The 14299-nt window shown below is 73.6% G+C and carries 15 protein-coding genes; 7 read left to right on the forward strand and 8 right to left on the reverse strand.

The features are described 5' to 3' along the window. Window positions 1–197: 197 nt before the first annotated feature. Both IE172_RS10735 and IE172_RS10740 read left to right on the forward strand, forming a co-directional pair. Window positions 198–674, forward strand: coding sequence for a Rieske (2Fe-2S) protein (locus tag IE172_RS10735; RefSeq protein WP_190096912.1), 477 nt, complete (start codon window positions 198–200; stop codon window positions 672–674). Between the two features lie 41 nt (window positions 675–715). Then, on the forward strand, window positions 716–1186 hold the full coding sequence (locus IE172_RS10740) for a pyridoxamine 5'-phosphate oxidase family protein (RefSeq protein ID WP_190096913.1): 471 nt from the start codon (window positions 716–718) through the stop codon (window positions 1184–1186). On the opposite strand, the gene IE172_RS10745 is transcribed toward IE172_RS10740, so the two are convergent. Next, complete coding sequence (locus IE172_RS10745; RefSeq protein ID WP_190096914.1) at window positions 1161–2111, reverse strand: LysR family transcriptional regulator; 951 nt, start codon at window positions 2109–2111, stop codon at window positions 1161–1163. The genes IE172_RS10740 and IE172_RS10745 overlap by 26 nt on opposite strands. A 75-nt stretch (window positions 2112–2186) precedes the next feature. Between IE172_RS10745 and IE172_RS10750 the strand changes: the two genes are divergently transcribed. Further along, a complete protein-coding gene (locus tag IE172_RS10750; RefSeq protein ID WP_190096915.1) occupies window positions 2187–3152 on the forward strand; it encodes a DMT family transporter in 966 nt (321 codons plus the stop codon). A 153-nt stretch (window positions 3153–3305) separates the two neighbouring features. Here the strand turns inward: IE172_RS10750 and IE172_RS10755 are convergent, their stop codons facing one another. Continuing rightward, window positions 3306–4643: an aminotransferase class I/II-fold pyridoxal phosphate-dependent enzyme gene (locus tag IE172_RS10755; RefSeq protein WP_190096916.1), complete on the reverse strand. Its 1338-nt coding sequence runs from the start codon at window positions 4641–4643 to the stop codon at window positions 3306–3308. 35 nt (window positions 4644–4678) lie between these two features. Between IE172_RS10755 and IE172_RS10760 the strand changes: the two genes are divergently transcribed. Together IE172_RS10760 and IE172_RS10765 are read left to right on the forward strand one after the other, a co-directional pair. Beyond that, the gene (locus IE172_RS10760) at window positions 4679–5371 is read left to right on the forward strand and encodes a pyridoxamine 5'-phosphate oxidase family protein (protein WP_190096917.1); all 693 of its coding nucleotides are present in this window, start codon (window positions 4679–4681) and stop codon (window positions 5369–5371) included. Continuing rightward, entirely contained in the window at window positions 5365–5994 is a 630-nt protein-coding gene (locus IE172_RS10765) for an FMN-binding negative transcriptional regulator (protein WP_190096918.1), read from the forward strand. The genes IE172_RS10760 and IE172_RS10765 overlap by 7 nt, the downstream gene beginning before the upstream one ends. Before the next feature lie 42 nt (window positions 5995–6036). Here the strand turns inward: IE172_RS10765 and IE172_RS10770 are convergent, their stop codons facing one another. The 4 genes from IE172_RS10770 to IE172_RS10785 all read right to left on the reverse strand — a co-directional run bounded on the left by IE172_RS10770 (window position 6037) and on the right by IE172_RS10785 (window position 9610). After that, window positions 6037–6993, reverse strand: a complete 957-nt coding sequence (locus IE172_RS10770; RefSeq protein ID WP_190096919.1) for a DMT family transporter — start codon at window positions 6991–6993, stop codon at window positions 6037–6039. Window positions 6994–7217: 224 nt separating this feature from the next. Continuing rightward, the gene (locus tag IE172_RS10775; RefSeq protein ID WP_190096963.1) at window positions 7218–8219 is read right to left on the reverse strand and encodes an EamA family transporter; all 1002 of its coding nucleotides are present in this window, start codon (window positions 8217–8219) and stop codon (window positions 7218–7220) included. 46 nt (window positions 8220–8265) lie between these two features. Further along, window positions 8266–8799, reverse strand: a complete 534-nt coding sequence (locus IE172_RS10780; RefSeq protein WP_229885929.1) for a Clp protease N-terminal domain-containing protein — start codon at window positions 8797–8799, stop codon at window positions 8266–8268. Between the two features lie 175 nt (window positions 8800–8974). Then, window positions 8975–9610, reverse strand: a complete 636-nt coding sequence (locus tag IE172_RS10785; RefSeq protein WP_435844396.1) for a PadR family transcriptional regulator — start codon at window positions 9608–9610, stop codon at window positions 8975–8977. A 126-nt stretch (window positions 9611–9736) separates the two neighbouring features. Here IE172_RS10785 and IE172_RS10790 point away from each other — a divergent pair, with 126 nt between their 5' ends. Beyond that, the gene (locus tag IE172_RS10790; protein ID WP_190096922.1) at window positions 9737–10546 is read left to right on the forward strand and encodes a PhzF family phenazine biosynthesis protein; all 810 of its coding nucleotides are present in this window, start codon (window positions 9737–9739) and stop codon (window positions 10544–10546) included. A 42-nt stretch (window positions 10547–10588) separates the two neighbouring features. Here the strand turns inward: IE172_RS10790 and IE172_RS10795 are convergent, their stop codons facing one another. Together IE172_RS10795 and IE172_RS10800 are read right to left on the reverse strand one after the other, a co-directional pair. After that, window positions 10589–11389: a CPBP family intramembrane glutamic endopeptidase gene (locus tag IE172_RS10795; protein ID WP_190096923.1), complete on the reverse strand. Its 801-nt coding sequence runs from the start codon at window positions 11387–11389 to the stop codon at window positions 10589–10591. Between the two features lie 81 nt (window positions 11390–11470). Further along, complete coding sequence (locus IE172_RS10800; protein ID WP_190096924.1) at window positions 11471–12988, reverse strand: glutamate-cysteine ligase family protein; 1518 nt, start codon at window positions 12986–12988, stop codon at window positions 11471–11473. A gap of 566 nt (window positions 12989–13554) precedes the next feature. On the opposite strand from IE172_RS10800, the gene IE172_RS10805 reads away from it, so the two are divergent. Next, the gene (locus tag IE172_RS10805; RefSeq protein WP_190096925.1) at window positions 13555–14139 is read left to right on the forward strand and encodes a hypothetical protein; all 585 of its coding nucleotides are present in this window, start codon (window positions 13555–13557) and stop codon (window positions 14137–14139) included. The last annotated feature ends 160 nt before the right edge of the window (window positions 14140–14299 follow it).

Consider the following 14299-nt stretch of genomic DNA (forward strand, 5'->3'; position numbering starts at 1 on the left):
CCCAGGTTACTGGCGCGTCGCCGCACGTCGGCGGGGGCGGGGCGGGAGGCGCGGCCGTCCGACAGGGAAACGACAGCTGTGGCTTACGCCCGTCCGACCGGAGGCACGCCAAGCTCTCGTCACTGCCTGAACGGCGTGGCCCCGCTGACCGTACCTCTCCCCGGATCACCTGTCCGCCCCGGAAGGGAAACACCGGCATGACCGCATCGCTTCACTCCGCATCGGGACCCGCCCGCCGCACCGTCGTCGCGGCGGCGGGGGCGGCGGGCCTCGCCGTCGCGCTGACCGCGTGCGGCGGTTCCGACGACGACGCGTCGAGTTCCCCGGTGGAATCCGGGACCTCGGGCGGCGCACCGGACGACGGCGGGGGCGGCGATGCCGCCGGTGGCGCGCCGCTCGCCAGGACCGCCGACATCCCCGAGGGCGGCGGGAAGGTCTTCGCCGACCGCAAGGTGGTCGTCACCCAGCCGTCGGCGGGCGAGTTCAAGGCGTTCTCGGCGACCTGCACCCACCAGGGGTGCGCGGTGAAGAGCGTCGCCGACGGTGTGATCAACTGCCCCTGTCACAACAGCGACTTCTCCATCACCGACGGCAGTGTGCGCGGCGGCCCGGCCACGAAGCCGCTGCCCGCGGTGGAGATCACCGTCAGCGGGGACTCGATCACCCTCGCCTGAACCGGCCGCGCCGGGTACGACGTGAGAGAAGAAGGGACCGTATGACCGCCACGCAGCGCCGGGGCCGCAGGATCATGATGACGCCGGGGGAACTGGACGATTTCCTCACCGTCCAGCGCACCTGCCGGGTCGCCACGGTGTCCGCCGACGGGGCTCCGCACGTCAGCACGCTCTGGTTCGCCTGGGACGGCACCTCGCTGTGGCTCTACTCCGTGGTGCGCAGCAGGCGCTGGGCGGATCTGCGGCGGGATCCGCGGGTGGCGGTCGTGGTCGACACGGGTGAGGAGTACGACGAGTTGCGCGGTGCGGAGCTCTCCGGACGGGTGGAGTTCGTGGGCGAGATCCCGCGGACCGGCGAGCTGCGGGCGGAACTCGACGTCCCGGAGACGTTGTTCGCCCGCAAGAACTTCGGCCTGGACGAGATGCCGCACGACGGCCGGCACGCCTGGCTGCGGCTGACCCCGGAGAAGATCGTCTCCTGGGACTTCAGGAAGCTGTCGACGCTGTCGTAGGGTTCGCGCGGCCGGCCGCGTCTCCCCCGACGCGCTGCCCCGCCGCCCGCAGTGCCCGCACCGCCGCCCGGATGGACGGGCGGCGGTCCGCGTCCGCGCGCCAGACCACGAAGACGTGCCGGCGCACGCGCTGCCGGAGCGGGACGGTCACCACGTCGCCGGGCAGCGGGTCGCGGCCCAGCAGGGGGGCGATACAGACGCCGAGTCCCGCCGCGACCAGGGCGAGCTGGGTGTGGCTCTCGGCGGCGAGGTGGCCGACGACCGGCTCGATGCCCTTGGAGCGCAGGGTGAACATCAGCCACTCGTGGCAGAACTCGCCCTCGCCCCAGGTGATCCACTCGTCGTCGGCCAGTTCGGCGAGGTCCACCTCCTCGCGTCCGGCCAGCCGGTGGCCGGCCGGGAGCGCCACGTCGGCCGGGTCGTCGAGCAGCAGCGCCTTGACCAGGCCGTCGGGCAGCGGCATCGGCTTGTTGTACCAGTCGAGCACGACGGCGAGGTCGAGGTCGCCCCGTACGACGCCCCGGATGCCCCGCTCGGGTTCCAGTTCCCGGGAGCGCACGCGCAGCGCCGGGTGCGCTGCGCGCAGATCGGCGAGGGCGGCCGGGAACAGTCCCCGCGCGGCGGTCGGGAACGCCGAGACCCGCAGTTCGCCGGCGACCTGCCCGCGCTGCGCCTCCAGATCGGACTGGGCGAGTTCGACCTGCGACAGGATGCGGGCGGCGTGTTCGGCGAGCAGCCGGCCCGCGTCGGTGAGCCGGACACCGCGCCCGTTCTTCGCCAGCAGTCGCTGGCCGGCCTCCCGCTCCAGCTTCGCCATCTGCTGGGAGACGGCGGAGGTGGTGATGTGCAGTCCTTCGGCCGCGCCGCTGACCGAGCCGTGCCGGGCGAGGGCGTCGAGGGTGCGCAGGCGCTCCAGGTTCAACATGTAAGCGATGCTACGAGATACCCCGTGCGAAATCTCGATTGTGCTACGAGATGGGCGTCCCGCATCGTTGCGTCCATGAGCAGCGTCACCGCGACCACCACCACGCCGGTCCCGTCCGGCCCCGCCCCCGAAACCGGCCGTCCCCGCCTGGACTGGCGCCTGCGCTTCGGTGCGCTCTCCTTGATCTGGGGCTTCAGCTTCCTCCTCATCAAGGTCGGCACGCAGGGCTACGCCCCCTTCCAGGTCACCCTCGGCCGGCTGGCCTTCGGGACCGCCGTCCTCGCGGTCGCCATGGCGGTGCGCCGGGAGCGGCTGCCGCGCGGTGCGCGCACCTGGGGGCATCTCGCGGTCGCCGGGTTCCTGCTGAACGCCCTGCCGTTCTCCCTGTTCGCGTTCGCCGAGCTGACCATTCCGTCCACGCTGGCCGGCATCTGCAACGCGACCTCACCGCTGTGGGGCATGGCGCTGTCCCTGGTGGCGCTGTCCGAGGACCGGCCGACCCGGGTGCGGGTGGCGGGGCTGGGGCTGGGCTTCCTCGGGGTGCTGACCGTGCTGGGCGCCTGGCAGGGCTTCCAGGGCCTGGACGCCCGCGGCACCGCGCTGGCCCTGCTGGCCTCGCTGAGCTATCCCGTGGGCTGGATCTACGTCCGTCGCACCCTGGCGGGCAGCAGCCACTCGAATCTGTCCCTGACCGGCGGCCAGTTGCTGCTCGCGACGGTGCAACTGGCCGTGGTCACACCGATGTTCACCACCCTCCCCGGCGACTTCGCGGTGGGCCCGCTGCTGGCGATCGCCGCCCTGGGCACGCTGGGCACGGGCCTCGCCGTCCTCATCCAGTACGGTCTGGTCGCCGAGGTCGGCCCGACGACCGGCCAGATGGTGACCTACTTCGTCCCGGTGATCGCCGCGGCGGCCGGGATCGTGCTCCTCGGCGAGACGCTGACCTGGTCGACACCGGTGGGCGCGGCGATAGTCCTGGCGGGAGCGGCACTCACCCAGGCCCGCCCGAAGCCCCGGACCCGCCCGAAGCGCCCGGCGTAGCCACGCCGGACGCCGGACTGGCCTACGGCTCCTCGAGGAGCACGACGCGATCGGCCTCCACGTCGAAGCCGAGCACCGGCAGCGGGACGAGCGCCGGACCGCCCTCCGTGCCGGGCGGGCCGCCGGGGTCCCGGAGCCTCGTCCGCCCGTACCTCAGGCGTACGTCCGCGCGGGCCCCCCGGCGGGGCCCAGCGCCGTGGCGACGGCCTCGGACAGGGGCTCGATCTCGTCCCCGGTGAGGGTGGAGACCGTGACGCGGATTCCCGGCGGCGCGTTCAGCCGGAAGCGGGCGCCCGGGGCCACCGCCCAGCCGGCGTGCAGCAGCCGGGCGACGGCGCCGGTCTCGTCCGGGACCGGCACCCACACGTTCATGCCGCTGGGCCCGTACGCCGCGACGCCGCGCCGGGCCAGCGCCCCGATCAGCGCGTCCCTGCGCCGCCCGTAGGACGCGGCGACGGCCGCCGGATCCACCGCGCCCTCGCTCCACAGCCGGGCCACGGCCCGCTGGACGATCAGGCTGACCCAGCCCGGCCCGAGCCGCTGCCGGCCGCGCACCCGGTCGAGCGTGACCGTGTCCCCGGTGAGCACCGCGAGCCGCAGGTCGGGGCCGTACGCCTTGGCCGCCGAGCGCACGAAGGCCCAGCTCCGGGTGGTCCCGGCGAGGGGGTGGAGCGGGACGTCGACGATGTGGTGCCCGTGGTCGTCCTCGATCAGCAGTGTCTCCGGGTGAGCGGCGAGGACGGACCGTAGGACACGCGCGCGTGCGGCGCTCAGTGCGGCACCGGTCGGGTTCTGCGCGCGGTCGGTGACGATCAGGGCCCGCGCACCGCCCGCCAGCGCCTCGCGGACGTCGTCGGGGAGCGGACCCTCCCCGTCGAGGCCCACGGGGACGGTCCGCAGCCCGAGCGCCGGGACCAGGTCGAGCAGACTCCCCCACCCGGGGTCCTCCACCGCGACCGCGTCCCCGGGCCTGAGATGCGCCGCGAGCACCCGCTCGATGGCGTCCAGTGCCCCGGAGGCGACGGCGACGGGCCCGTCGGGCACTCCGTCGGCGTCCAGCCCGGCCCGCGCCGCCCGCGCCAGCCCCGGCTCCACCGGCGCGTGCCCGTAGAGCACCGGCTCCCGGTCGCCCTGCGCGGCCGCCGCCGCGAACGCCCCGGCGAGCGCCGGCAGCAGCGCCGGGTCCGGGCTGCCCTCGGACAGGTCCCGCACACCCGGCGGCACCTCCACCCGCATGAGGTCGCGCGCCGTGGTGGCCGGCTTGGGCCGCACCCGGCTGCCTCTGCGGCCCGCCGTCTCGATGACCCCGCGTTCACGCAGGGTGCGGTACGCGGCCGCGACGGTGTTCGCGTTGACCCCGAGCCGCTCCGCCAACTCCCGCATCGGGGGCAGCGGTTCACCCGGACGCAGTTCTCCTTCACCCACCGCGCGCTCGATGCTCGCGGAAATCTCCGCTGCGCGCCGCCCACTGATCCGATACTCTCCTAGCACAAAGACGATTATGCACTAGTGCAATGGAGAGTGCCATGCAGGGGACCCAGCCGCCGCAGCCGCGGCCCGCCGCCACCTACCCGCCCACCGAGCGCACCGTTCCCACCCGTTCCCCCGGCCGCGCCGCGTACGACAAGGAACTGGTGCACGCGATACTCGACGAGGGCTACGTCTGCCACCTCGGCTTCGTCCGGGACGGCGCGCCGGTGGTGCTGCCCACGCTGTACGGCCGGGTCGGCGAGGTGCTGTACGTCCACGGCTCGACCGGCTCACGTCCGCTGCGCGCGGCGGGCCGGGCCGGCTCGGGCCTGCCGGTCTGCCTGACCGTCACCCACGTCGACGCGCTGGTGCTGGCCCGCTCGGCCTTCCACCACTCGGTCAACTACCGCTCCGTGGTGGTGCACGGCCCGGCGTACGACGTGACCGACCCCGAGGAGAAGCGGCGGGCGCTCGACGCCCTGGTCGACCATGTCGTACCGGGCCGGGCCGCCGACTCCCGGCCGGCCGACAGGAAGGAACTGGCGGCCACCGCGGTGATCCGCCTCGACCTCACCGAGGTCTCCGCCAAGCTCCGCACCGGCGGCGTCAACGACGAACCCGAGGACCTGGGGCTGCCCCACTGGGCCGGCGTCGTCCCCCTGCGCAAGGGCTACGGCACCCCGCTCGCCGACCCCGCTCTGCACCCCGGCACCGCGGTCCCCGGCTACCTGGCGGCCCTGGGATGCTGATCCACCCCTGGGACGCGCCCCGCGACGACGAGTGGCAGCGGTGGCTGACCGCGCACGACTTCGGGCAGCTCGCGGTGAACGGCCCGCCGGGCGAACCGCCGTTCGTCCAGCCGCTGCACTTCGCCTACGACGCCGGGCGCCGCGAGGCCGTCACCCACCTGGCCCGGCCGAACCCGCTCTGGCAGGCCGTCGAGGCGAACCCGCAGGTGCTGCTGAGCGTGGTCGACGACTACGTGTACGTGCCCGGTCCCTGGCAGGCCGAGCCCGGCACCCCGCCCGAGCACGGGGTTCCGACGAGTCTGTACGCCGCCGTGCAACTGCGGTGCCGCGCCCACGTCGTGGACGATCCGTCGGAGAAGGCCGCGCTGCTGAACCTCCAGACGGGCCACTTCCAGCCGGAGGGCGGCTCGGCACCGGCGGCGGCCGGCGAGGCACCGTACGGCCGGCTGCTGTCCGGCATCCGCGGACTGAGGCTCGAAGTGACGGACGTACGGGCGAAGTTCAAGTACGCGGGCAAACGGTCGACGGCGGTCCGCGAACGGATCGCGGCCGGTCTCACGGAGCGGAACGGCGCGCGCGACCCCGAGGCCCGCGCGCACGTCCTGCGCCGGGAGCCGGCCTGACGAAGGGCCCTCCGCCCTCCCCCTCCGGGAGGGCCCCCGGGGTCACGCCGGCACGGCCGCCGGCTCCCCCTTCCCGGCCCGCGCACCCCGCGCCTCACCCACCGCGAGGCCCGCGACCGAGCCCAGCATCAGCAGGGTGCCCGCCAGGGTGGCCACCGTCAGCCGCTCGCCGAGCAGGGCCACGGCGAGCACCGCCGCGCTCACCGGCTCCAGCAGCATGATCACGGACACGGTGGCCGACCGTACGACGGCGGCACCGGCGAAGTAGAGGCCGTAGGCGAGCGCCGTCGGCACGGAGGCGACGTACGCCAGCAGGCAGAGCAGGACGCCGGGCGCGTCGGTGTGCGGCACCAGCCCCTCGAACGCGGCGAACGGCAACAGCACCAGACTGGTGACGGCGAAGGCCCCCACGGTCGTGCCGGAGGAGTCCACCGCGCCGCCGCGTCCCCACCAGCGGGTGAGCAGGGTCATCGCCGAGTACCCGGCCGCGGACACCAGGGCGAGCAGGACGCCCCAGGGATCGACGGTGGTGCCGCCGCCCCCGAGGACGAGCACCACGAGTCCGGCGAGCGCGCCCGCGACGGCGGCCAGTCCGCCGCGCCCCAGCCGCTCTCCCAGGGCCAGCCGGGCACCCAGTGCGATGAGTACCGGACCGGCGCCCAGGGTGACGACGGTGGCCACGGCCAGTCCCGTGGCCGAGACGGCCGCGAAGTAGGCGGTCTGGAAGACCGCGAGCCCGATCCCGGTGGCCCCGGCCCGCAGCGCCCGGCGGCCGCGCGGCTCGGGCGCGGCGGTCCGTGGGCGGCGGGACAGCGACCGGACGGCCAGCAGCAGGAGCAGCCCGAGGGCACAGCGCCAGAAGGAGAGGGCGACGGGGCCCATGTCGCTGGTCAGGTAGACCAGCGAGGCGGCCGCGCCCGCGGTGCCCCAGGCGGCACCGGCGACGATCAGATAGAGGAGGCCTCGCCCGACGGGCAGACCGGAGACGGCGTTCGACACGTGTTCTCTCCGCGGATACACGCGCCGCGCGCATCGGCGCGGGCGCGGAAGGTTCGGGAAGGACCCCGGATCAGGCCCGGCCGGGGCCGGAGCGGCGGGATCCTCGGACTCCGTCTGCGGGCAGCACCGTCACACCCGGCGACCTGCCGGGCGGGGTGTACCGGGGCCCGCGTCAGGCCGCGGGAGGCGGAAGAACCAGTGCGCGCGCGTGCATGCCCGGCACCCTAGGCGCTCCTTCCCGGCGTGGACAACTCCCGTTCGGGTCCGCCGCCCGCGACCGGCGTCCCGGAGCCCTTGGCGGGGGCCGACGACTGGGCGATGAAGGCGCCGGTGAGGACGACCGCGCCGCCCACGATCTGCGGCGCCGAGAGGTGCTCGCCGAGCAGGAACCAGGCGAGGACGGTGGCGATGACCGCCTCCAGGCAGGCCACGACACCGGCGACCTGCGGCGAGAGCCGGCGCACCGACACCACCCCGGTGATGTACGCGGCGACCGTGGCGACGAGGACGATCCAGGCCAGCAGCACGAACGCGGCGACCGGGGTGCCGTCCATCTCCGCGCTGCCGGTGAGCACGGACCAGTCCATGGACCAGGGGCGGGCGACGACGGTCAGCACGGCGGCGCCGATCAGCAGCCCGTAGGCGATCACCCCGAGCGGGTCGGGTGCCTCCTCGCCCTCGCTGCCCTGGTCGGACAGGACGAAGTAGCCGACCTGGCAGCAGGCCGCGCCGAGGGCGAGCAGCAGCCCGAGGGCGTCGAAGCCGAGTCCCGCCCACACCTCCACGACGCAGGCGAGACCTCCCACCGCCAGGACCACCCCCACCGCGGCGGCCCGCGTCACGGGGCGCCGCTGCACGAACCGCACCCAGCCGAGCACCAGCGCGGGCGCCAGGTACTCGACCAGCAGGGCGACTCCGACCGGGATGCGGGAGATCGCGGCGAAGTAGCAGGCCTGGACGCCGGCCACGGCGAAGAGGCCGAACCCGGCGAGCAGTCCCGGCCTGCGGCGCAGCAGTTCGCGGTGGCGCACCGCCAGCGGCAGCATGACGAGCGCCGCGCCCGCCACCCGCAGCCAGACGACGTGCAGGGGGTCGAGGCCCGCCTCGATCAGCGGCTTGGCCGCGACGCCCGACCCTCCGAAGGCGAGGGCGGACAGCAGCGCGAGACCGAGCCCGACGCCCTTCGTGCGGGGGCCCCGGGTGGTGACAGAGGTAGGCACCGGCACATGATGACAGGCGTCGACAGGAGCGTCACCCCCCATGACACCTGTCTCACCGGCTGGACGGCGTCTCGAGCCGGGCGAGCAGCTCCCCCGGGTCGATTCCGGCGCGCCCCAGCACCTCGACGGCGCGCGCCCGGGGTTCCGCGACGATCGCGGCGAGCAGGTCCGTACCGGAGGCCGGGCCGGTGGCGCCCCGGGCGGCGCGCTCACGGGCGCGCTCCATGCAGCCGGCGGCCAGCGGCGAGAAGCCCGCGTCGCCGGCCGGCACGGGAACACTGCCGGAGTCCTCGACCGCACCCTGCCAGCGCAGGCCGTAGCCGATGCTGCGCTGGACGAGATAACCGAGCAGCCGCGCCATCCGCGGCCCCTCGCCGAGGACGGCTCGCACCTCGGCGTCGTGTTCCAGCAGCGAGTGCAGGAGGTGGGCGGTGTCGATCTGCCGGTCCCCGTCCCGGACCGCCCTGCGGCGGGCCCCGGCGACGACCGCCGCCAGCTCGTCAGTGAGCCCGGCATCGGGGTCCGGGCGCGGGACGCCCTGCTCCGGGAGCTCGTGGCCCTGCTGCCGGGGGATACGGGGTTGCACATCCCCCACCCCATCAGTCCCGCGGGCCCGGGGCATCCCCGGCGGGAAGCATCTTGGCGTCCCACGGGAAGTGGAGGTCCCGGGCGGAAATCTCCTCCCTGCGGAGGAGATCAGGGCGTTTCACGCCGAGGGGCGCGCGCCGGTTCGCGCGCGCCCCTCGGTGTCGCCTGCCCGGTCAGTCCTCGTCGGCGAGGATCAGGTACAGCTTCTTGCGGGCGTCGTTGATGACGGCGAGGGCCTTCTCGCGCTGGCCCTTGCTGCCGGTCTTCCAGACCTGCCCGAAGGCTTCCATCAGCCCGAAACCGGCCTGCCGGATCTCGCTCAGCGCCTCCCAGTCGACCCCGCGCGAGGCCTCCTCCCAGGGAGCCTCGGGGCCCTCCTCGGCCGCCGTGCGGCCCGCGCCGGTGAGGGAGAACAGCTTCTTGCCGCCCTCGGACTCACTGACGATCAGGCCCTCGTCCTCCAGGAGCTGGAGGGTGGGGTACACCGATCCGGGGCTGGGCTTCCACGCCCCGCCGCTGCGCTCGGCGATCTCCTGGATCATCTCGTAGCCGTGCATGGGGCGGTCCTTCAGCAGGGCGAGGATCGACGCCCGTACGTCACCGCGCCGGGCCCTTCCCCTCGGTCCTCCGCGTCCGCGCCCGCCGCCCCAGGGGCCACCGTGACCGAATCCCGGACCGAACGGGCCGCCGGGACCGCCCGGACCCCCGGGGCCGAAGGGCCCGAAGGCCGCGCGCGGCCGGTCGAAGTCGCCCCGGCCGCCCCGCCGGCCGCCGTGACCGTGTCCGTGCTCGTAGCCATGGGTACGCACCGCGACCACTCCCTTCCCTCATTGATCTGTCGCGATGCTTCAACGATATATCGGTAACACTCTTCCGGCAACCCTTCGCCGATCGGGATTCGTCCGCGATGTCGCCCGGCCCGTACGGTCGGCACCATGCGGATCCGAATCGTCGACGCCTTCACCGACCGGCCCTTCGCCGGAAACCCCGCCGGGGTACTGCTCCTGGACTCCTTCCCGGACGACGACTGGCTGCAGAACGTCGCCCTGGAGGTCAACCACGCCGAGACCGCCTTCGCCCACCCCCTGCCCGGCGGCGGCGGGGCCGACTGGGCGCTGCGCTGGTTCACCCCGGCCACCGAGGTGGCGATGTGCGGGCACGCGACCCTGGCCACCGCGCACGTCCTGCACAGCACCGGCGTGCACAGGGGCCCGGTGCGGTTCGCCACGCGCAGCGGTGTGCTCGTCGCGAGCCCCGGCGAGGACGGTGCCGTCACCCTGGACTTCCCCACGGCCCCGCTCAGCCCGATCGACGTCCCCGAGGGCCTCGGGCGGGCGCTGGGCGCCGAACCCCGTACGGCCTTCGACACCGGTCCGAACATCGGAGACCTGCTGGTCGAGGTCGCCGACGAGCGGACCGTGCACGCCCTGCGGCCCGACCTCGAGGCCCTGGCCGCCTGCTCGGCGCGCGGCGTCATCGCCACCGCCCGGGCCGAGAACCCCGCCCTCGGCTACGACTTCGTCTCCCGCTGCTTCTTCCCGAACGTCGGCATCGCCGAGGACCCGGTCACCGGGAGCGCGCACACCGCGCTGGCCCCGTACTGGTCCGAACGCCTCGGCCGCTCCGTCCTCACCGGCCTCCAGGCGTCGGCGCGCTCCGGCCGTGTCCGCACCGAGGTGCGCGGCGAGCGCACCCTGCTGAGGGGACGGGCCGTGACGGTCATCGACGGCGAACTGCTGGTCTGACCCCGCCGCGGCGCGGGGGCGGACACCCCCGTGCCGTGCGCCTCACGCCGTCGGCAGCCAGTCCACCCTGCCGGCGAGCAGCGCGTACCCGACGAACGCCCCGATGTCGAGCAGCGTGTGCGCGACCACCAGCGGCCCGACACGGCCCCAGCGCCGGTACAGGTACACGAACACCACGCCCATGACCATGTTGCCGATGAAACCGCCGATGCCCTGGTAGAGGTGGTACGAGCCGCGCAGCAGCGAACTGCCCGCCATGGCGGCGCCCGGGGACCAGCCCAACTGGTCGAGCCGGCGCAGCAGATAGGCGAGGACGATGACCTCCTCGACGATCGAGTTCTGCAACGCCGAGAGGATCAGCACGGGGTACTTCCACCACACCTCGGGCAGCGCCTCGGGCACCACGGTGAGGTTGAAGCCGAGTCCGCGCATGGTCAGGTAGAAGGCGATGCCGCTGCTGCCGATGACCGCGGCGACCGCCGCTCCGCGCCCGAGGTCGAACCAGGGGCGGGTGCGGTCGAAACCGAGGGCACGCAGGCCGGCGCCCTCGCGCAGCAGGAAATGCGCGACCAGCGCGACGGGGACGAGTGCCGTGGTGATACCGAAGAGCTGCCAGGCCAGGTCCAGCCAGGGGCGGCCCGGCGCGGCCGAGGCGTTCAGGGTGGCGGCCTGGTCCTTGAGTCCGCCCGGTTTCGTCACCGAGCCGACGAAGCTGATCAGCGCGGAGACCCCGCTCGCGCCGAGCGACAGCGCGAGCACCAGCAGCGTCTCGTTGCGGAGCGTCGTCCGTGACGGACTCCGCTCGGGAAGGGAATCGGCCCCCGGGCCCGCCTCCGCCTGCACACCTGCCTCCACATCACCGATCGGTCCGATCAGTATGAGGGCAGCGGCCGTGGCCGCGGTCCGGGGGCCGTCCGGCGGGGGTCAGCCGGCGGGCACCGGTTCCGGCAGTCCCACCGGCCAGGTGTGCACGGGTTCCCCCTGTTCCGTCAGTTCGCGGTAGCGGCGGGTGGTGGCGGCCAGGGCGGCCTCCCGGCCGAGTCCCAGGTCCAGGGCCCGGTGGAAGGTGGCGGCCTGCCAGGTCGCGCCGTTCACCCGGCGCCGGCAGCGCTCCTCGATCACACCGAGGTACAGGTCGCGGTCGGCGCGTTCGATCCCCCACGCGTCCAGTCCGGCCTCGGCGAGCGGCAGCAGTTCGTCCCGTACGAGGGTGACCGCGTCCACCTCGCCGAGACCGCCGAGGCGGCCGCGCCGGGGCCAGGTGAAGCGGGCGTCGATGCCGTGCCGGCAGGCGGCGTCGAAGTTGGCGGCGGCGTCCTCGAAGGGCAGCCGGGTCCACACCGGGCGGCTGTCCTCGGCCAGGGCCCGGACGACCCCGTAGTAGAAGGCCGCGTTGGCGATGACGTCGGTGACGGTCGGGCCGGCGGGCAGCACGCGGTTCTCCACCCGCAGGTGGGGAACGCCGTCCGCGATGCCGTAGACCGGGCGGTTCCAGCGGTAGACGGTGCCGTTGTGCAGGACGAGTTCGGCGAGGGAGGGGATCCCGCCCCGGTCCAGCACCTCCAGTGGGTCCTCGTCGTCGCAGATGGGCAGCAGGGCCGGGTAGTAGCGCAGGTTCTCCTCGAAGAGGTCGAACGCCGACGTCACCCACCGCTCCCCGAACCAGGTGCGCGGCCGCACGCCCTGGGCCTGGAGCTCGGGCGGGCGGGTGTCGGTGGACTGCTGGAAGAGCGGGGGCCGGGACTCGCGCCACAGCTCACGGCCGAACAGGAACGGCGAGTTGGCGCCGACGGCGATCTGCGCGGCGGCGACGGCCTGCGCCGCGTTCCACACGCCGGCGAACCGCTCGGGCGTCACCTGGAGGTGCAGCTGCACCGAGGTGCAGGCGGCCTCGGGGGCGATGGACTTCGAGGTGCAGCTGAGGTGTTCCACACCGTCGATGTCCAGGGTGAAGTCCTCACCGCGCGCTGCCACGATCTGGTCGTTGAGCAGGGCGTAGCGGTCGACGGCGGAAAGGTTGGAGGAGACCAGGTCGTCCCGGTCCAGTGTCGGCAGAATGCCGATCATCACGATACCCGCGTCCACCTCACCGGCTTTTCGGTCGGCATATGCGAGCGAGGTGCGCAGTTCCTCGTCGAGCCGGTCGAATACCCTCCCGCTCAATCGGTGCGGCGCGATGTTCACTTCCAGATTGAACATCGCGAGCTCTGTTTGGAAGTCCCGGCTGGCGATCCGTTCGAGGACTTGCGCATTCAACATTCTCGGCATGCCGTCGGCGCCCGTGAGATTCAGTTCGATCTCCAGCCCCATGAGGTTCTTGGGGCGGTCGAACCGCTTCTCCGCCAGGAGTCGCTCCAGGCCCGTCAGGCAGCTGCGGAGCTTCTCTCGGTAGCGCTGGCGATCGGACAGGTCGAACTGACCTGCCACGACCTTTTCCCCCATCGAAGCGTCCCTCCTCGGATGGGCGGACCGAAGTACGGCCGCCGGGGTCCCGGTCCACAAGGGAGGATGCCCCGCGGATGCGATCGATAACGCCCCGGAGCGAGCTGTCAGCCGCTAGTCTGGCCGAAGGTGACCAGTGGCACATTCACGGGGCATGGCGCGACCCGCACGGCGCACGCAGGTTACGAACTCGTGAAAAGCGCCGACGGGAATTGGCCGACCGCTTCGCGGTCGTTATCCGAGGTCATCGACGTGCGCCCGTCGTGGAATCGGGATCATTTTCGCGTTTCACCGGCCAGAAGTGCCCTTGCCCGCCGTGCCGGAAACGGCTAGACGAAACATGGGCTGAACACCTGTCGTATAAACTTCGCCCACAAGGCAGAAGGTTGGCGCCCGCGGTCGAGTGATCCAGCCGAGAGGCGGCGTGCGGCAGTCAGTCCTCACCCCCCGTCTCCCGCGCTCAGACCCCGGCCCCTGCCTCTTGACCTTCGCGAGCTGACAGCGCCGTCCGCCCCGCCCCGCCACGCCCTCGCGCCACCGTGCCTTCGAATGAGAGGCGACCCACCATGCCGCTGCATGTCCCCCCGGCTCCCGCGCCCGCACTGCGTTCCGTCCTGACCGCGCTCTCCTCACCGACGGCGGTCAGGGAGGCGCGAACTCCCTCCCTGCTCGGCGTCCAGGGCCCCGCCTCGCCCGAGCTTCCCCTTCCGGTGCACGTCCTGGACGGGGTCACGGCCGGCGTCGGGACCGCGACCCGGCTGGCCGGGTGGCGTTTCCTGATCCGGACCGGCGACCGGGCGGTGGCCGCCGCCGACACCGTACTCACCGCCGACGGGTGGACCTTCTCCCGCTTCTTCGAGGGCCCGTACATCGCCTCCACCGAACTCGCCCTGCGCCAGGCCGAGGCCATGACGCAGCCGTACCAGCCCCGGCTGCTGTCGGTGCCCGGCCTCTACATGCTGGCCCTCTGGCTGCACGGCGACCCCACCGCGGACGGTTCCACCGGCCATCCTGCCGCCACCGATCTGCTCGTCCCGCTCGCGCCGGCACCCCCCGGCATCGCCGCCCACCGCCCGCACCGGGTCACCGATCTGCTGCCGGTGCTGACGCACCGGGCGACCCCGACCCGCCTGCTCGGATCGCCGGCCTGACGTTTCCGCCCCGCACCCCGCCCCGGCACCCCCGGGGCGGGGTGCGCGCCTGTGCGGGCCAGGGGACTAGCCCCATCGGGTCACGGCGAACCATCCGAATTGACAGTGCAGTTGGGATGAACCGTCCGCGTGGGTGATGCGTCATGAACCGGTGAGGAGC

Source organism: Streptomyces griseoflavus, assembly GCF_014649995.1.
Taxonomy (GTDB): Bacteria; Actinomycetota; Actinomycetes; order Streptomycetales; family Streptomycetaceae; genus Streptomyces; species Streptomyces griseoflavus.